The organism is Undibacterium sp. JH2W (assembly GCF_049340425.1).
Lineage (GTDB): Bacteria > Pseudomonadota > Gammaproteobacteria > Burkholderiales > Burkholderiaceae_D > Undibacterium.
Genome location: NZ_JBMPOT010000010.1, coordinates 134095 through 152451, shown reverse-complemented (window position 1 = coordinate 152451; position 18357 = coordinate 134095). Strand labels below are relative to the sequence as shown.

At 53.1% G+C, this 18357-nt stretch carries 16 protein-coding genes; 4 read left to right on the top strand and 12 right to left on the bottom strand.

What is annotated here, in order from left to right; translation table 11 throughout:
* Window positions 1-92: 92 nt before the first annotated feature.
* Entirely contained in the window at window positions 93-221 is a 129-nt protein-coding gene (locus ACO0LC_RS16645) for a hypothetical protein (RefSeq protein WP_423005044.1), read from the bottom strand.
* Between the two features lie 442 nt (window positions 222-663).
* Here ACO0LC_RS16645 and ACO0LC_RS16640 point away from each other — a divergent pair, with 442 nt between their 5' ends.
* Window positions 664-1632, top strand: a complete 969-nt coding sequence (locus ACO0LC_RS16640) for a hypothetical protein (RefSeq protein ID WP_423005042.1) — start codon at window positions 664-666, stop codon at window positions 1630-1632.
* Between the two features lie 84 nt (window positions 1633-1716).
* On the opposite strand, the gene ACO0LC_RS16635 is transcribed toward ACO0LC_RS16640, so the two are convergent.
* Complete coding sequence (locus ACO0LC_RS16635; RefSeq protein ID WP_423005040.1) at window positions 1717-2634, bottom strand: PhaM family polyhydroxyalkanoate granule multifunctional regulatory protein; 918 nt, start codon at window positions 2632-2634, stop codon at window positions 1717-1719.
* 74 nt (window positions 2635-2708) lie between these two features.
* Window positions 2709-3998, bottom strand: coding sequence for a branched-chain amino acid ABC transporter substrate-binding protein (locus ACO0LC_RS16630; RefSeq protein WP_423005038.1), 1290 nt, complete (start codon window positions 3996-3998; stop codon window positions 2709-2711).
* 115 nt (window positions 3999-4113) lie between these two features.
* On the opposite strand from ACO0LC_RS16630, the gene ACO0LC_RS16625 reads away from it, so the two are divergent.
* On the top strand, window positions 4114-5241 hold the full coding sequence (locus ACO0LC_RS16625; RefSeq protein WP_423005036.1) for a DUF3108 domain-containing protein: 1128 nt from the start codon (window positions 4114-4116) through the stop codon (window positions 5239-5241).
* A 2-nt stretch (window positions 5242-5243) separates the two neighbouring features.
* The gene (locus ACO0LC_RS16620; RefSeq protein WP_423005034.1) at window positions 5244-5990 is read left to right on the top strand and encodes a DUF3108 domain-containing protein; all 747 of its coding nucleotides are present in this window, start codon (window positions 5244-5246) and stop codon (window positions 5988-5990) included.
* 2 nt (window positions 5991-5992) lie between these two features.
* Here the strand turns inward: ACO0LC_RS16620 and ACO0LC_RS16615 are convergent, their stop codons facing one another.
* The 3 genes from ACO0LC_RS16615 to queC are packed head-to-tail and all read right to left on the bottom strand — an operon-like array spanning window position 5993 to window position 8951.
* Window positions 5993-7414, bottom strand: coding sequence for a protein kinase domain-containing protein (locus tag ACO0LC_RS16615; protein WP_423005032.1), 1422 nt, complete (start codon window positions 7412-7414; stop codon window positions 5993-5995).
* A 12-nt stretch (window positions 7415-7426) separates the two neighbouring features.
* Window positions 7427-8170 (bottom strand): metallophosphoesterase family protein, encoded by a 744-nt coding sequence (locus ACO0LC_RS16610; protein ID WP_423005030.1) that lies wholly within the window; start codon window positions 8168-8170, stop codon window positions 7427-7429.
* 58 nt (window positions 8171-8228) lie between these two features.
* Window positions 8229-8951, bottom strand: a complete 723-nt coding sequence (gene queC / locus ACO0LC_RS16605; RefSeq protein WP_423005028.1) for a 7-cyano-7-deazaguanine synthase QueC — start codon at window positions 8949-8951, stop codon at window positions 8229-8231.
* A gap of 154 nt (window positions 8952-9105) precedes the next feature.
* On the opposite strand from queC, the gene ACO0LC_RS16600 reads away from it, so the two are divergent.
* Window positions 9106-10389 (top strand): lipopolysaccharide biosynthesis protein, encoded by a 1284-nt coding sequence (locus ACO0LC_RS16600; protein WP_423005026.1) that lies wholly within the window; start codon window positions 9106-9108, stop codon window positions 10387-10389.
* Here the strand turns inward: ACO0LC_RS16600 and ACO0LC_RS16595 are convergent.
* From ACO0LC_RS16595 to ACO0LC_RS16570, 6 genes are read right to left on the bottom strand one after another with little or no spacing between them, the layout of a single operon-like run.
* The gene (locus ACO0LC_RS16595; RefSeq protein WP_423005024.1) at window positions 10358-12271 is read right to left on the bottom strand and encodes an alpha/beta fold hydrolase; all 1914 of its coding nucleotides are present in this window, start codon (window positions 12269-12271) and stop codon (window positions 10358-10360) included. The two genes, ACO0LC_RS16600 and ACO0LC_RS16595, sit on opposite strands and share 32 nt — an antisense overlap.
* Before the next feature lie 10 nt (window positions 12272-12281).
* Entirely contained in the window at window positions 12282-14825 is a 2544-nt protein-coding gene (locus tag ACO0LC_RS16590; RefSeq protein WP_423005022.1) for a glycoside hydrolase family 2 protein, read from the bottom strand.
* Window positions 14803-15789 carry a DUF1839 family protein gene (locus tag ACO0LC_RS16585; protein ID WP_423005020.1) on the bottom strand — a complete coding sequence of 329 codons (987 nt, stop codon included), beginning with the start codon at window positions 15787-15789 and terminating at the stop codon, window positions 14803-14805. Before ACO0LC_RS16585 ends, ACO0LC_RS16590 begins: the two co-directional genes overlap by 23 nt.
* Window positions 15786-16697 (bottom strand): amino acid--[acyl-carrier-protein] ligase, encoded by a 912-nt coding sequence (locus tag ACO0LC_RS16580; protein WP_423005018.1) that lies wholly within the window; start codon window positions 16695-16697, stop codon window positions 15786-15788. Before ACO0LC_RS16580 ends, ACO0LC_RS16585 begins: the two co-directional genes overlap by 4 nt.
* A gap of 11 nt (window positions 16698-16708) precedes the next feature.
* Complete coding sequence (locus ACO0LC_RS16575) at window positions 16709-17881, bottom strand: acyl-CoA dehydrogenase family protein (protein WP_423005016.1); 1173 nt, start codon at window positions 17879-17881, stop codon at window positions 16709-16711.
* A 10-nt stretch (window positions 17882-17891) separates the two neighbouring features.
* Window positions 17892-18131, bottom strand: coding sequence for an acyl carrier protein (locus ACO0LC_RS16570; RefSeq protein WP_423005014.1), 240 nt, complete (start codon window positions 18129-18131; stop codon window positions 17892-17894).
* Window positions 18132-18357: the final 226 nt, after the last annotated feature.

The window sequence follows — 18357 nt, the reverse complement described above, 5'->3', positions numbered from 1 at the left end:
CCCTGAAAATGCCGGACTACGATAATCGTCGGGATGATTTTGCAGCAAATCTAGCGCTTACTGGTAAGCAAGGCCTGACATGGCTTAGCCACTCAAAAGTCAACATGCGCAACATGACCAGCATCCGGCCCGTGATCACGCATGCCTACCCAGGTCCAACTGGTACACCCTGGGTCACCATCCAGACTTTGCCCCTCGCTAGCCGGAATAAGACGAAACAAACTGTCTTTCCAGAAAAAACTGAAATTCTTGTGCGAAGGCTGTTCGCGTTCATACCTCATATAACGCAAGTAAATAGGCGTTCGCGATCTATTGCCCACCTGGCAGCCACTGCCATTGGGAATTGCTGGTCAATTTCGCGCAGTCCCTAGCTGGCAATATCGTACTCAGGAATTCTTTCATATACAAAAACCAAAGCTGTCACTCCTGAATATCCATACTGTCAGCAATCATTTTATCAATGCAATGCACTACCAAAGTCTGATCCCCAGCACAAGCCTGCTTACACATTGTTGCCCATTCATATAAAACACACAATTACTTGATTGACATGCTTAGCCTCCTCATGCAAGATCGAATGACATTAATGCATCATCTTTCATTGTCGTCGCTGGAGATACGTCTTGCTTTCGGCAGGCCCCACTCACTTTCACCATAGCATCCATGAAAAAATCAACACTTCTTACCTTCCCCAGCCTGTTACCCTTGTGTCTGGCCATGTCCAGCCTGATTGCCAGCGCCCATGCTGCTGACTACAGCCCCTACCCTTTACCAGGCGTGTATGAAGCCAGTGACAGCAAGTTCGAGCGTTTGCTGACGATCAAGGCAAATGGCAAATTTCTGCTTGAAGTCGAAGAAAAAGGCAAACCAGGCAATCTGCATACCGGTGCTGGCGAAGGCCAGTTCAGCGATGCGCCTGGTGGCTGGACGTATACAGAAGGCCGCTGCACCGTCAGTCTGAAACGCGCAGTTGCTGGCATGAAATTGCAGGCAGAAACCTGCGCCAGCGCCTGGGGCGATGTCCCCTTCGACGGTGTCTACAAAAAATCCAGCGAACCGGTAGCAGCGATGCCAGCTGCCAAGCCTGCAGTACCAACAGCGGCAGCACCGGCGGCTCAGGCAATGCAAGCGGCAAAAGCCGCAACACCAACAGCGGCCATGCCTGTACCGGTTGCTCCACAGGCAGGTCTGCCATCGCGTAAGGAATTACGGCAAGGCTGGGGCACAGTGTCAACCGGCAAGGCCGGTGGCAAACTGATGGCGGTGATGACCAAATTCACAGGCAGAGAAGCGCAAGAGATGACGGAGAGCCGTCCAGCAGCGGCAGCATTTATCATCGACAGCAACCTCTATTACAACGAGATGTCACCTGCCGAACTGGCCAAATCGCCATTGAAAATGGTGGACATACCTTTGCCGCCGCCCGTCCCCAAGCAAGGTATATCATTGGATGGTAACTGTATTTTTGGTAAACAAAACAATCTGGCGGTCGTGAATGCCGTCACGCTAGGTAAAGGCAACCGCATAATAGAAAAGCCAGTCAGCGCCTGGGCACTGGATGCCAATATGCAGGCAGTAGAGATCAAGCCGGCAAACAAGGTCAAATGTTCGAAAGAAGATACCGGGATTTGATTGCTGAGTAAAATCCAGCAAAATTCAACGAAGTAAAACATGACACCCTGGGGTACCATGTTTTTTATTACTGCCTGGGTTTGGCTATTTTGTCGTCTTACCTGGTTTGCTAGTGGTTTTCGTCACCGGCTTGGCTGGTGATTTGCTGGCTGGCTTGCCGGTAGTTTTTGTGGTGACTTTAGGCACGACCTTGTTAGCCGCTGTAGCACCCGCTTTAGTGCCGGTTTTTATGCCTGTTTTAGTAGTGCTGGCGACCTTGGGTTTGGTAGCGCTCTTGTTTGTCACCGCCGATTTTTTCTCAGCAGTCTTTTTCACCTCTGTCTCTGCGCTTGTACTGACAGCCTGTTCAGTTTCCATGGCCCTGCTGACCGCCTGCTTGAACTGTTCCTGCAGCAAACCCCACCAGGCAGCCGGGTTGGCAAACGGGGCATTGGCATCGCTGGTCCGTGCCTGTTCCGGCGCATCGGCAGGTGCATCGCGGTTATTGGAATGGACTTCGGATTTTGTTTCCGCCTTGACTTCACTGGCATCTGGCGGCATATCCTCGTCTTCATCAACTTCGGTATCCGGGTCTGGCTCAGGTATCTTGCCAGCAGCGGATTCCGGCTTGTCAGTCGATGGATGCATAGGCCAGTTGGCATTGCTATGCGCTTCTTCCGTTGCCGCAGGTCTGGCAGAGAATGGTGTAGCTGCCTGCTCGGCCATGGCACTGGCCTGTTGCGCATGCTGGGCAAAACTTTCACCTAGCGATTGCAAGGCAGCCAGAGTAGCACGCTGCACTTCGAGGGCCTGTATGGTACCGCGCAACATGTTCATGTTGACGGTCAGCCAGGACTCCACTGTCTTCAAATCCTGAATTTTCTTGTCCAGCTCATCGACCGACATGGGTGGTGCCACCATGCCAGGCACTTGCATATTGCCCCAGAGTTTCTTGACGAAAGACAGGGTGTCGCCCATGGCATTCATGCCGGGGATGTCGGAACCAGAAAATGGATTACTCATACGATGCTTCCTTTATATTTTCAGGATTACAGATACTAGGGCTTACGCAGCTGGAGTAGTTTTGCATAAGACTATTATTTCAATTTAAGCATCTTGCATGAGCTGGGCAGAGCCGTCAATCCAGCATCGAAATAACGTTCGGTTTTAAAACCATAGCCACTACCCTCATTATCAAAACGCACCCCGTTCTCGCCCTTTTTTTGCATGACCGAGACATACAATGGTTGTATCAATTGATGGTCTTCTGCACGCATGACAGCATCGTGAAAAGTATTCTTGAAATGTGCACCTTCCAGGGCACGGGCCACTGCTGCTGCTTCCGTGGTTTTTGCTTTTTCTATCGCCGTCGCCAGCATCTCTATCATGACTTGCATGCGCAAGTGCACATAGTCATCGCGGGGATCGGGATAGCGCTGGCGGAATTGCTGGTAAAACCCATCACTATCGGCACCACCGGCATTGGGATGCCATTCAGCCACGGCGCGTACTCTGCCCAGACCAGCGTCGCCCAGTGCTGCCGGTGCGCCCAGGCCATTGCCATAGAAGGTGTAGAACTTGGTCGTCATGCCCGCATCCCTGGCCGCCTTGACCAGCAGGCTCAGGTCATTACCCCAGTTGCCAGTAATGACAGCGTCGGCACCACTGGCCTTGATCTTGGCGGCATAAGGAGCGAAGTCCTTGATCTTGCCTATGGGGTGCAGGTCTTCACCGACGATGCTGATATCTGGCCGTTTGCTGGCCAGCATGGTGCGTGCTGACTGATTGACCTGGCGGCCAAAACTATAGTCCTGTCCTATCAGGTAAATCTTTTTGGCGCGGTTGTCGGCCTTGATGACTTCGGTCAGGGCATGCATGCGCATGTCGGCATGGGCATCAAAACGGAAATGCCAGTAACTGCACTTTTCATTGGTCAGCGTGGTATCCACTGCAGAATAATTCAGAAACAGCACGCGATGATCGGGCGTACGCTGATTATGCTTGTTGATAGCATCCACCAGTGCCAGGGCGACTGCAGAGCTATTGCCCTGTACGACGAAGGGTATCTGCTGGTCAGTCAGGTGCTTGAGCGCTGTCAGTGACTCCTCCACTCCCTGTTTATTATCAAAACTAGTCAGTAGCAGGGGATGCTGGCCATCTGGCAGGCGCACGCCACCACGGGCATTGATACGCTCTATGGCGATTTGCAGATTTCTTTGCACTGCCTCGCCAGCATTGCTGAAAGCCCCGCTCAAGCCATCTATCATGCCTATGCGTATGGGAGTAGCAGGAATAGAGGAACTGGCAGCCTGGCTGTTATGCAGCAGGCATAACAGCAGCAAGCAACTACCAGCCTGAGTCCAGCATTTTTTTATTGTCGTTAACATCAAATGATTTCCAACTTGCCTGCAAGGCCAGATTTGCTATGAAAATGCTATTTTACCCCCTCACAACATTGCTCTAGTCATCCAAAAAACTGCCGACTGCGTTTACACTAGCAAGATGAACACGATTGCCCCTACATTTGAACTACGCTTGCTCACGCGTCAGAATCTGCTGTTTTTGACACTGGCAGTATTGCTGCATCTGTTAGCCCTGCATGGGTTGGACCCGGACTCTGCGCCGACTCAAGCCAGGGCGCAGGAAAACCCCATCGTTGTGCAGTTCAGGGATATTCCTGAACCGAGTGAGCAAAAAGCGGCCAGTAATCAGCCCAAGCCCGGGCCCCTGGCTATCCCCAAGACCAAAACGGTGACGCCACCAGCCCCGCCTGCCAGGCGGGCAGAAGCCATTCCGCCTGAACCTGTCATAGACAAAAGCACTACTCCTGTAGAAACGCAGGAAAACCTTCCTGTCGCGCCGGTGGAGAACAAACCAGAAATCAAGGCAGAAGAAGTAACTGGTCCAGTCAACAAAGACAACAGCAATAGTGAGGGTCCTCAGACTTATTCCATACATGTGCCACAGACTGGTAAAATCAGCATGCGCATTGTACGTACTGAACCCAATCGTAATCCAGTTTATGGGGATGGTGAAATCAATTGGTTATTCAAAGATGGACGTTACAAGATGAGCATAGAAGCTTCGCTGGACTTGCTGCTGACTTCCATCAATCTTTATCAGATACGCAGTGAAGGCGCGATTGATACTTATGGCATCACCCCCCTCATTAGTGAAGAAAAAAGACGCAGCCGCAGCGAAACTGCAACCCATTTTGATCATGCAAAAAGAACCGTCAGTTTTTCATCTTCCAACAAAGTCGAACAAATACAGGATGGGGCACAGGACAAAGCCAGTGTGCTCATGCAACTGGCAGGCATAGGATATGCTGATCCAGAGAGATTTCAGCCTGGACGGGAAATCCGTGTACAGGTTGCCGAAGAACGCGACGTCAGCACCTTTGTGTTTGTCGTGATCGCCCTGGAAGAACTCGATACCAAGGCTGGCAAGATCATGGCCTGGCATGTGGTCAGACCACCGCGTCCTGGTTCATACAATTCCAAACTCGAAGTCTGGCTGGCACCGGCAATTGAGTGGTATCCAGTACAAATACGCAATACCGAAAGTAATGGTGCCGTCACAACCCAGACTGCCGCCAAGATCATCAGCATTCCAAATACGGACAAATGAACATGCGCAATTCCTTGAATTTATATGCGGCTCTCACACTGGCATTCAGTTTGTCCGGCCCGTCCCTGGCATTGGCCAATGAAGCCAGCCCCAAACCTGCCACCAAACTGCCACCATCCGCAGAACTGCAATACAGCATCAAGGCCAAACAAAGCGGCTTGCCCTTGAGTGGCTCGGCCTCGGTCAAATGGCAAAACAGCGAACAAAAATACAGCATAGTCACCGAGACCCGTGCCATGCTGGTTGGCAAAATCCTCGATGCCAGCAGCCATGGCAGCATCGATGACTATGGCCTGGCACCAGACAAATTTATTGAAAAGCGGTTTGGCAAACCCGCCACCACCACCAGTTTTGAGCGTGACAGCAAAACCTTGCGCTTCAGTGCTTCTGCTGAAACCTATACCCTGAAAGGCGGCGAACAGGACAGAACCAGCGCCAGCTGGCAATTGATTGCAATTGCCCGCGCCGCTGGCGAGAGCTTCAAGGCCGGTTCGGAGTGGAAAATGCTGGTGGCAGGCCGCAGGGACGCCGACCCCTGGACTTTCAAAGTGCTGGGGCTGGAAAATATCAAGACCTCCATGGGAGACATGCAGGCCATCCACGTCAGCAAGGCACCACCTGCCGACTCCAAGGACCAGCAACTGGATTTATGGCTGGCCCCAAGCCTGGAATGGTATCCGGTACGCCTGAAGTTCAGCGATGCTGATGGCGATTTTGTCGACCAGGTATTGGAAAGTGTGAAGAAGTAGACTTACTTGTCGCTGGCTTTCACGACTGTCACCGTACATTCTGCCTCGGCCACAACTTGTGCCGAGACACTGCCCAGATAGCGACGCAAGGCCGAGCTACCACGTGAACCTATGATGATGTGGTCGACCCGGTTGCTATGGGCATAATCGATGATGGCAGCTGCCGCATCTGGTGCTTCCAGCACATGAAAGGTGATTTTATCGGGATTGACTTGCAAGGGTCTGGCCCAGTGTTTCAGGTCCACCAGGTGTTTGACATGGATATTTTCACCCTGCTGTATCAGGCTTTCATCCATGCCCAGGCGGCTGACCTTGCGTATGGTCAGGCAGGCCAGGCGCGCGCCTGGTTCAGTCTGCAACATACGTCGTGTGATAGTGCGTAAGCTTTCTGCCAGGGCTATGGAACTGGCACTCAAGTCCAGTGCAGCGACGATGATAGGGGCTTTGGATAATTGACCCGAGGCACTCTGCGTCATGACAGGTTCAGCCCCAGCTGCCTGAAAGCGCCGCTTGAGTACCGCCATATACCCATCCTGCCCCTGTTTTTCCGCTCTCGCCGTCAATTGCAACTGATCTGGATGCTGCAATAAAAAAGCCAGTTGCGCCGCCGTATCAAAACGTGCGCACGGTTCGACTTCCAGACAGCGTAAAATGATTTCCTGTAACCAGGCTGGCATGTCGCTACGGTGCTTGCGTGGTGGAATTGGGTCCCGATACAGGCGCTTCTTCAAACCAGAGATGGAAGTCGGATGACCAAAGGGCCGCTGCCCGGTTGCCAGATAATAGAGCAAGACCCCAAGCGAGAACAGGTCGCTGCGCGGCTCATTGCGCACACCCATGACCTGTTCCGGTGAAATATAGGGACCTGTGCCCATGGGCAGGCGGAATTCTTCATCCAGCAAGTCCGGCAAGCGGTCATGCCGCGACAAACCAAAGTCTATGAGTACCGCAGTGCCATCCGGGCGGAACATGATATTGCTGGGCTTGATATCAAGATGGATGACATGTTGCTTGTGCAGGTCTTGCAAGGCATGCGCGACCTTGATACCGATCTCTACCACTTCAGCAATGGGTAAAGGCGCCTCCTCAAAACGGCTGCGCAGGGAAGCGCCAGCAATTTGTTCCATGACGATATAAGGCTGGGCATCAAAATCACCTGCCCCAAAATACCGCGGCACATGGTCACCCTTGAGTTTGGGCATGATCATTTGCTCGACTTCAAAGGCGACGATGGCAGTCGGGTCGTCGGTAGAATACAGCAGGGGGACTTTCATGATCAGGGAGGCTGGCTGCTGTGGATGCCGCTCACGCAAATCGGTGACCCGCCACAAGGCCGCCATACCACCGGTATGCAGTTTCTCTTCAAGGCGGTAGCCATCGAATTCCATACCGCTTTGCAGCTTGTGATGTGCAGGGTGGCTCATGTCTACCCTGGGTTAATTACCGTGCAACAGTCTTTGCCCCAGACTGGCAGGCAAACCGGCCGCGATGATTTTCTGGCAGGCGCTTTCAGCATCATAGGGAACCCGGTAATAAGTCAAGACCTGGCTTTCGGTATCAAAAGTTGCATAACAGGCCGCCGGGTTGCCGTCACGCGGCTGCCCCGCAGAACCGGGGATGACCAGCCAGCGCCTTTGCCTGCTGAGTGGTATGCCTTCTTCAGGCATGGGAGTAAATTCCCCGGTCTTGCCAGTCATGCTGATATGGTAGAGGCCAGGCATATGCACATGGCCGCAAAACGTGATGCTGGCCTTGGTGGCATGCATGCTGCGCGTGGCTTCCATGACGCCGTCTATATATTCCCAGTCCTCGGGGGCCCAGGCATTGGCATGCACAAACAGGATGTCTTGCCATTCTATGCGGTAAGGCAATTTGGTAATGAAACCGAGTTGTTCAGCGCTGAGTTGCGCACGTGTCCATTCCACCACTTTTCTGGCGACCGGGTTCATGCCCTGGCGCTCGCTCTGTAGCAAGCCAGCATCATGGTTACCCATCAGCGCCCAGGCTCCCTGCCTGACATATTCCATGACTTGATCCAGCACCCAGCCTGGGTCCGCACCATAACCAACCAGATCACCGAGGAAGGCGTACTGCGTGACCTTGTGCTGCTCTGCATGCGCCAGGCAAGCTTGCAGGGCTTCACGATTGGCGTGCAAGTCGGTGATGACAGCAATCAGCATGGGCTAGGTTTTATCATGATTTGTCATTCCAGTTTAGATGTCCAAGCTAACGCCATGCTTACAGTTCGAAATTACCTGCACGATAATGCGCATAGCCGCGAGCCCGTAAAGCGCAGGCCGGGCAGGTGCCGCAACCATGGCCCCAGGGATGCAGCTCACCACGCTGCCCCAGATAACAGGTATGGGTATCTTCACATATCAGGTCAACCAGTGCGGAACCACCCAGTTGCTCAGCCAGGAGCCAGGTTTCTGCCTTGTTGATCCACATCAGCGGGGTTTCCAGCTTGAGGCGGGTGTTCATGCCCAGATTGAGTGCTACTTGCAGGGCTTTCATGGTGTCGTCGCGGCAATCAGGGTAGCCGGAAAAATCGGTTTCGCACATGCCACCGACCAGCACATTCAAACCACGGCGATAAGCCAGGGTCGCGGCCGTCATCATGAACATCAGGTTGCGGCCAGGGACAAAGGTGTTCGGCAAGCCGTTTTCCTGCATCTCTATGGCGATGTCTTCTGTCATCGCCGTATGCGAAAGCTGGGAAATCAGTGACAAATCTATCATATGATCTTCACCCAGGCGGCTTTGCCATTCAGGTGAAAACTGACGCATTTTTTCTATCAGCGTCGGCCTGACACTGAGTTCTATGGCATGGCGCTGACCATAGGCAAAGCCTATGGTTTCTACATGGGTATAACGGGATAAGGCCCAGGCCAGGCAAGTGGCAGAATCCTGGCCGCCACTGAACAGCACCAGAGCCCGGTCTTTAGTGGTTAAATTATTCATAAATGATGAAAAATAAAGTTAAAGTCATAGTAAAAGAATGAAATACTTTGTGTATCAACCAGTCTTGATGTTATGTTTCTGTTGCAAAATATGCTGAGGCTAGCCGTCGCATTGCAATCCCGCATCATAAGCCAGGACCACCTCGTGCAAGCTCATGAGTTTTTATAAAAAATTTCTTTCTTCTTCCATCTTGTCGGTCATCGATCAGGGCATGCTCAGCGCCCTGAATTTTGTCATTGGCATTTTGCTCATGAATCTGGTGGCCAAAGAAAGTTATGGTCTGTATGGGCAATTGTACGCTGGTGGTTTGCTGGTCGGACTCATCGTTGATTCATGGATAGCCGGGCCACTGACCACGGTTGCCCCATCAGTGCAGGGAGATACCCGCAAATCGCTCTTGCGCCATTACTGGTATAAGCAAGTGGCCTGGACCCTGGCGATGGGTTCGCTGGCCTTCGTGATCGTAGAATTTGTACCGGCAGCGACGCATTACAGCAACAAAAGCTGGATACTGGCAGCGGTATTTGCCACCTATCTGTTTGGCAACGGCATACGCGAATATGGCCGCACCGTGGGCTTTATCCAGTCCGATATCATCTCTGTTCTGAGGCAAGATATATTATATGTGAGCCTGGTTGCCCTGGGGCTGGCATTCCTGTATTTCAGCAAGCATTTTGATCTGGTGACCGTATTTGTGCTGCTGGCCTTGTCGTCCTTCCTGTGTACCCTGGCCAGTCGTCAGCATTTTCTGGCACACACAACAGCAGATGTGGAAGCGCATGCCAAGGAAGAGATCGCGCTCGCCATCAATGCTCACCAGGAAACCATCGCCGGCCACGGGCGCTGGGCAGTGTCGGGCGTGATCGTTGGCTGGCTCTCGAACTACAGTTATGTGTATCTGTCCGGTGCCTGGCTGGGGGTAGCAGCGATTGCCGATTTGAATGCTTCACGCCTGATGCTCATGCCCATACCATTGGCCGTGGCAGCCTGGTCCAGAGTGGCGCGCCCCGAAGCCAGCCGCCTGATGGCAGACAAAGACTGGCGCGGCCTCAAGCGCCTGACCCTGTTTTCCATCGCTGGCATAGAACTGGTGGTGCTGGCCTATGTCGCCCTGTTGTTATTGGGCTTGCCCTGGCTGGAAAGCCATGTCATCAGCGCCAAGTACAGCGGGCTTGATCCCCTGGTCATGATGTGGGGTGCTTATTTCGCCATCAATGCGGCACGCTGGGTGGGCACGTCCTGGTTATCCAGTGGCGGTGCCTACAAACAAATGTTTTTCCTGGGCAGCGTGACGCTCAGCATGGTGTTACTGATTACCGCTTTCAGCATCCCGCGCATGGGCGCACCAGGCGCTATCCTGGCACTCATCGTAGTGGAAGTGTTTGAACTGATCGTGGTCTGGCGCTTTATTTTGCCACGTCTGCAGCGGCAGGCTTAGCTATATTCTTGGCGGCGTCAAAACGCTGGAGAGCAGCCATAGGCGCAGTCGTCGCCTGATCTTGCAGGCGATGACTGAAACGATGCAGCAAATGCTTGCTGATGAAATCCACCACGGCCAATTGTGACCAGCGCGGGGTAAAGGTATGATCTGCCCCTCTAAAAAATTTCAGGCAGATGCGTTCACTCTGTCCCAATAATTTGGCGTGCCTGCCAAATTGCTCGGTCATGACATCCACCGCAGTATCACTGGCTTCATAAATCATCAGTAATTCTGTCCCCCTGGCTTCCAGGTTTTTAAAATTGCGTGCTACCTGCCCCAGGAAAAGATTATTGTGCATCAGATAGGTAGTCAGTAGCTGCCACTGCGTGCGCAGGCGCTTGCCTATGCGGTGTAGCAAATTGCCACCTATCTGGCGAAAATCCACCTGGCCCTTGAGTACTCGCTTCCAGGTATCCCCTTTGGCCAGTGCATGTACATAAAAATGGGTGGATTTGATGGTGGCTTTTTTGCGTGCCTCGATAGTATCGCCTTCACGCCAGCGGTAAGTCAGTTGATTCATCAAGACCAGACCGCTGACGCGCTCATCCCTGAGCGCACTCAGATAAGCCATATAGGCACCTGAACATAAACCGGCCAGGACAAATGAAGGGCTATGGTATTTGCCCTGCATGAAATACATGGCACTGCTGAGATCATCGACACTGGAAGCCGCATGCACATCGTTTTCTTTATCGTCCGGCGTGGTCTTGCTATAGCCTATGCCTGACTTGTCAAAACGCAGTACATGAAAGCCGTGACTGGCCAGGTTGCGTGCCAAAGTCACATACAGGCGGTGATTACCTACCCTGTGATTAGCGCCTATATTGCACAAGATTACAGTAGGCAGAGCCTTGATATTTGCACCTGCTTGCCGGCTGACTATGCCGGACATACCTTCCAGCTCCACCAATTCTTCTTCCACCACGACATGGCCAAACACTATATTGGCCACCGGATTGGTGACGGGCAGATCACGGCTGCTCACTTCATTCAAGGGAAAATAACGTCCCAGCCAGGCCTGCATCTCTTGCCAGATCGCCGTCGGCACCACGGTGTCATGGGCATCCTCGCACATCATGGCGGCATAGCCGGGCAACTCTGACAAGTGCAGGGCGTGGTCATGATGATGCCAGGCTTGCACCAGCTTGCTTTCCTGGCCGCTGATGTCATCACGCGCCTGTAAAAAAACCGGCATGGCTGGCGCAGGCAGTTTGCTTAAATCCAGCTTCCCCAAACTGCTGCGGGTTGTTGCAGTAAACTCATAGCCAGTCAGCTCATCATCTGTCTGCACATGATTGGGGTCTATGGTGCGATCAGGGTCGACTTCTGCCTGCAGCGAACTCATGCTGCGCAAAACCAGCATTTCACGTGCATAGGCACGACCAGAGATAACCGGAGCCATCAAGAGCAAGGCCCTGGCATCAATCGTAGCTGCCATGCTAGCTGCCAGCAAACCGCCCAGACGCAAGCCAAACAGGGCAATATGTTCAATACCAGCCAGTTGACGTAATTGCATAGCTGCCTGGCTGATATTTTTTTGCCACAACGCGACTCTGTCACCCTCGGCATCAGCCGCATCACCACTATTGTTATAGTCAAAAAAGCAGACATCAAACCCGGCTTTTGCCAGATGCATGGCCAAATGTTTATAGGCCAGATAAGACACCATGTATTCATGACCAAAAGGTGGACAAAGCACTACCCCGCATTGGCGACTGCCGCCAGCATCCCTCACCCTGGCCGGGTGGTACCAACCCAGCATGGGACTGGCAACATCACCAAACCAGAAGGCTTGCGGTGTATACAGGATGTCTTTGCTAGGATACTGTTGTATTGCCAAATCTGCCCCGCTAAGTTGCCATACTAGTTGCCACAGCCACCCTGATACTACCCAGCGCGTTTTGCGCCTGTACATGTCCGGGCTTGATGGACTTGCCCTCCATGACCATCAGCCGAATTTTCCTGCTACTGCCGGGTGCCAGGTGAAAGTAATTATCGTCAGGCAACAGACCTGGAATTTGTACCGCAACCGCCTGCGCCAGTTTTTGTGTACTCAGATGCAGGAGATGATTGCCGTCAGCATCCATGCTGCAATGTGCGTGCAAACCCAGCTCTGCCTGCGGAGGAAATTGCTGCCCCGACGGAAAATAAAAATCTGTGGCGCATGCCTGCTCTTCGTCGGTTCGGTACAAGGCAACTTGCACCACATCATGCCCAGCTGACCCAAAACGATAGGCGTAACTGGTATCGACAAAATGCGGCAGGAGCGCATAGTCCGACACTTTGATTGCTGTATGCGCCGCCACTTGCACGGCAATACGGCCATGGGCTACACGGGTCTCAGCATGGCGATACAGGTTCAATTCCAGTTCACCTTCGAATACTTGCGGGCCGTCATTGACGATATGCAGTGCCAGGCCATTCAAACCTTCATCGGTGATGAACACCGTGAGCGCAGCCATGGCGCGCTTCAGATAATAATAGGTTGCCTTGGGTTTGCCATGGGCATCAATGATGCCCCAGCCCGCACCTGGTCTTAAATCGCGCCAGAACCAGATCAGGGCACCATGGCAAGTCGAACCTGCCCTGCGCCATTCCGCCATGGTGCTGCCCATGACTACACCAGTGGTCGTACGCGCCAGCGCCAGGTAGCGTTCACGTTCGGCATAACGCAGGCTGGCAGGGTTCACTTTATAGAGCTCAGCCATATAGTGATCGCGCACATCTTCAAAATCCCAGCCTGTGCCATTGTCACGCGGTATGCCCTGCTTCCATGCCGGATAGGGGCCTGGTGTTTCGCCGTTCTTCAACATGCCATCGATCAGATCGTCGTCAGGCATATTCGAGAAACCCAGGCATTCCGAAGTAAACCGCAGAGCGCTGCGGCGCGCATCATCGAGTGGCCGTAAATAAGCACCGACACCAAAATAATGGGCGACACCACTATCAAGCTGGAAAGGCATGACACCACCGCTCGGACTGGATGGCCAGTACTGCACATCGGGACTGTATTGCTTGCATAGCGCAGGTAGTGTCTCTGCAAAAAATGTATTGCGCCACAGTTCCACAGGCTGTCCCAGCATGGCTGCCTGTTGCTCCACTTCGCTATTGCCACAGACGACGGCGATGCAGGGTGAGGCTTGAATACGCTGCAGGAATTGCTGCACTTCTGTCGTGATGCTGGCAGTAAATGCAGCATCTGTGACGGGATAGTCCATATTGGCAAACATGCAGTCTTGCCAGACCAGGATACCGAGCTCATCGCATAAGTGATAAAACGCGTCAGTCTCATACACCATGGTGCCAATAACGCGCAGCATATTCATGCCTGCGTCGCGCGCCAGCAGCAGCATCTGGCGTAAATCCTTGCCCTCATTTTGCAATGAGATCATGTCCACCGGAGTCCAGCAGGCACCGCGGCAAAATACGGGCACATCATTCACATGCAAATTGAAATCGCCATCGCGCTGATCGACTTTTATTTGCCGGAAACCGGTATGACCAAGATTGATAATTTGTACGCCATCAGCATAGCTGGCCTTCAATTCCAGGGCATACAAGGCCGCATCACCATGCGTATGCGGCCACCATTTCCTGACGTCAGGCAGCTGACACAAGCCATGAATGCGATATTGCTGCTCGCCCAGGTCTTGCCAATCCAAGACAAATTCCTGTGCGCCGACTTTGACGACACAGGCAGTCAATGCCTGCGTACTTTGCACCAGCAATTCGACTTCGCACTGCCCATCTTCACCATCCAGTTTGCTGGTGATGTTCTTGCTGCGGATGCGCAGAGGGCTTTGTAATTCCAGCAGGATGGGCCTATATGGCCCCACCGGTGCTACTGGCGGTGACCAGCCTGGCATGCGACCCAGCAGGCTGGTGCGTACCCAGCGCAATTGCTGTTGTTCGACCAGACGGGTTTTCCAGCGTGGGCGGGGGCGGCGCTGTGCCAGTAGTGCATTCAATGCCATGAAGCGCAGGCTCAAACGCCCCTTGCCACTGATGGCATGTGCGAGTAGATCCAGGCTGTGAGCGATAAACATATTTTCGCTACGCAGGATGAGACTGTCATTCCAGTATACTTCTGCATGGGTAGCAAGGCCCTCAAAATGCAGGCGGGCCGCATCCGCAGGTATATCCAGATCGCAAAAATACCAGACATCAAGCGCATCGAAATTATCTTTGCCATATTCAAACTGCCCGGCAGCGCGTAAGGCGCTGGCAATGGTGCCAGGCACTTGTGCTGGCAATGTAGATAACAACGCAGATGACAATGTCGATGGTAACAAAGCGCTGTCACTGGCAACTTGAGTGACTTGCCAGTCAGTAGTCAGCGGGATGAGTATTTTTTCAGCCATGGATGCAATATCACCCGCCAGCCAGACTGGCATCCAGCGCATCCATGCCCTGTTGCCAATGTACAGCCAGTTGCTCCACTAAGGGGGCCAGATCGACGGCTTTTTTGCCCATGACGGCCCTGGCAGTTTTCAGTAGCAAGGTCTTGGTGATTTCAGAGATGCTGTCAAATTCTATCGCTGCCGCTTCAAACTGCAAGGGCTGGTGTTGCTGCAGCCAGCGCAGGTAATGCGCACCCAGGCTAAAGCCTGCACCGAGCTGACGCAGGCAGGCAAAAGCATAGGCATGATAGGCTGCCATGCCTTCTTCTTTCAATTGTTCTACATCGCGGATAAAGACTGGCAGGAACAGGCTGACAGGATTGCTGCGCGGGCGTCTGGCCAGGTATTTGCGCAAGAGGGCTAAAGAGATCGCTGCCAGCTCTGCCTCTGTTTTTTTCTGCACATGATCGAGGCGTACAAACTCGGCAAACAGCGGCATGAAGGTCGCATCATGTGGCTTGCCTATCCTGAAGGTTTCGATAAAGTCTTCGCCCCGCAATTCGTGATAGCTGCTGTTATGGAAGTAACCGAGCTTTTGCTGCTCAAGGTCAATTTCCTGTATGGCAATAGTGGTCTTGACATGGTTCGTGCGGTAATCCGTGCCCGCCGTATCCGGCAGATAGAATGAATCCGTCTCTGTCAGCACCAGACGGCCACGGCCTAGCTGTACTGTGGCATTACTGAGCAAGCCGCGCCAGACATTGAGCTCTTGTACATCGATGCCATACAGGGCAAACAAGTCTTCATGCGGTGGTTTGTAAAACGTCCATTGGTCACCATCAAAATTATTGGCAAATACCATCGGCAAACATGCCAGCGGGTTCAGTCCCTGGGCATGCAAGACTTCTATCCAGACATCGATATAGCAATTGGTTTCTGCCCAGGCCCTGTCAGCACCATGCAGGGCATGTGGCTGATAGTCACTCGCAGTCAGCTGGGGCAAGGCGTGCAAGCTCATGACCACAATAAGTCACGGGTAGCCTGGGGCCAATGTTCGGTTTGCATGCCATGGGTCTTGAACAAGGCCATGACGATGCGCTCCAGGCCAAAACCCAGGCATGCAGTATGCGCCAGCTCACCATTTTGCTGATAAATCTCAAACAGCTTGCCGAAATGATCCTGGTGATAATTGAAGGAACAAACTGCCGTCGGTTTGGCTTCGGAGATCACAGGTACCAGCACTTCAAATTTCAATTGCTGTTCACGCTGGTTGGCGGCCAGCATGCGGCCACCACGGCCAAAGAAGGGGTCGGATGCTACGTCAGAGTGTGCAGGCAAACCCAAAGACTTCAAAATATCCAGGCCGCGCTGCAACCAGGTGTCACGCCAGACCACCACCATGTCGGGCGTGCCGACACGGACAAATTCACGCACACGGAAAGATTGCATGCGGGTAGGTTCTGGTGAAGGCTCATTCCTGAATACCCAGTTTTGCATATCCACCAGACGGCCCTCAGCAGGAATAGTGCCAGTGAAGCTGGGGTAAACCGGATAGCAGGCAGCTGGTGTCAAACAGACTGCCGTCATGGTTTGCAGATGGGTCCAGGGACGGCCTTCATGGACGTTTTCTATGAGCTCCTTGTGCTGGGCTTCATTGCCGGTAAAACTGAAGATGGTGCCCGCCAGTTGCGGGAAGGAATCCAGGTATTCGCTGCGTTCCAGCACCTTGCGGTCCAGGCAGGGCGGAAAAGACATTTTGACCGCGCCATCATTGGCAGCGACGCGGCTGACATAGTCGTCAAAGCGGCGCAACACGTCTTCAAATACCGGACCACGACCAAAAATGCCTTGCACACCTACGGGGATGATGTGGCCAGCAGCGACCAGGTCATCAGTCAGGCCTTCAGGAGAAAAATCGATGGACATGTCAGCCTTTCCTAGTCGTCTTTGAGTACCAGCAGCAAATTGGCATTGGTGGCCAGAATGCGGTCATTGCCCACCATGATGGCTGCCGAATGCGCATCACGCAGATGGCGGCTCATGCTGAACTTGCTATCATTTTTATAGCCCAGTATGCCGCAAATGGACAAGGCCTTGGTCACAATTTGTGGCAGAGCCTGGGTTGCATCTATCTTGAGATTATTCATCTTCAGCGAATAGCCCATGGAAGTCAGGATACCGACTGCCGCATCATCGGCAACTGACAGGGCTTCGTATTCAGTCAGACAGGCTTGCACGGAAGTACGCAGGCTTTGCATCATGCTGACCAGCTCAGCCAGGCGCAAAGCTGTCGGTGGCACGGTGCCGGGATTGGCACGTGCCTGGCCACGCACAAAAGCCCTGGCCTTGTTGACTGCTGCAGCAGCGCAACCCATCCAGCACCCGCCCCACAGCAGATGCGAGACTGGCACCACGGTTTGCGCCGACATATCGCCAAAAGGCATAGCGATAATTTGAGCCACATCACCAGTGGCCGTCATGAGGAAGGGCGGGCTGCAAGTGCCGCGCATGCCCATGGTGTCCCAGCCGCCTTTTTGTTCCAGTGTGTAATCGGCCTTGCGTACCAGTACCAGTGACTGGTCGCTATGGGCTGAATCGGGATTCCGTCTGGCTGTCACCAGGAGATCATCAGCCTGGGCACCGTAGGAAATCGTGGTGGCATCCTTGACCAGTTTGAAGCGCTGCCCATCGACTTCGACTGCGCAATTGCTGCGACGCATTTCACCACCCACACCTACTTCAGATGTGACCGAGGCGATCAGGTATTGATGTTCTACCAGCTCGCGCAAATAATTCTGATACCAGGGCATATCCAGCGCATGTCTGACTATGCTGATGACTTGTATCTGGTGCATGGCATAGATCATCGCAGTGGCAGCACATTCGCGTGCCAGGATTTCCACGATATCCACCAGCTCAGTCAAACTCAGGCCCGCACCACCCAGCGCCACCGGCACATAGGCACTTAATAGTTTCTCTCGCTTGAGCGCCGTGACGGCTTCCAGCGGGAAGCGTGCCTCCTGGTCAACGGCATTGGCATGCGGTGCGGCAAATTCTTTGGCGACCAGTCTGGCCGCAATCATCATGGCGGAGGGGGCGGGGGTGTCCATAGTATCCATATCATGCCGTCAATTCTTGTATGGCTGCATGGATGGCATCTATGCTTTCAAATACGCTGCGTTTCAACATGCGGTCGGGGAATTCCAGGTCAAAAGCATCTTCCAGGGCCAGCATGACATTCACGCTGGCATGTGATGTCATGCCAGCTTCATACAGGTCGGCATCATCCGCCAGACTATCCATATTGGCAGAAAATTTGCCATGCTCTTTCAAAACCTGACGTATCTGTTCTTTGCTCATGATGACCTTTCTTATGTTTTTTTGAACGGACGAATGCTTATTCAAGAATGACGTACTAACACTGCATAAAAGCACAGTCTGCTAACGCAAGCTCAAAAAATGGGTGTGCGAGGTCGCAGCAATGCAGCCGCAAAGCGCATATGACTTCATGCCTTAAAATTAATAGGATAGCCGAATGCCAATATAACCGAAGTTAAATTTGGTTACGTTTTGATTGCCCAAAGGC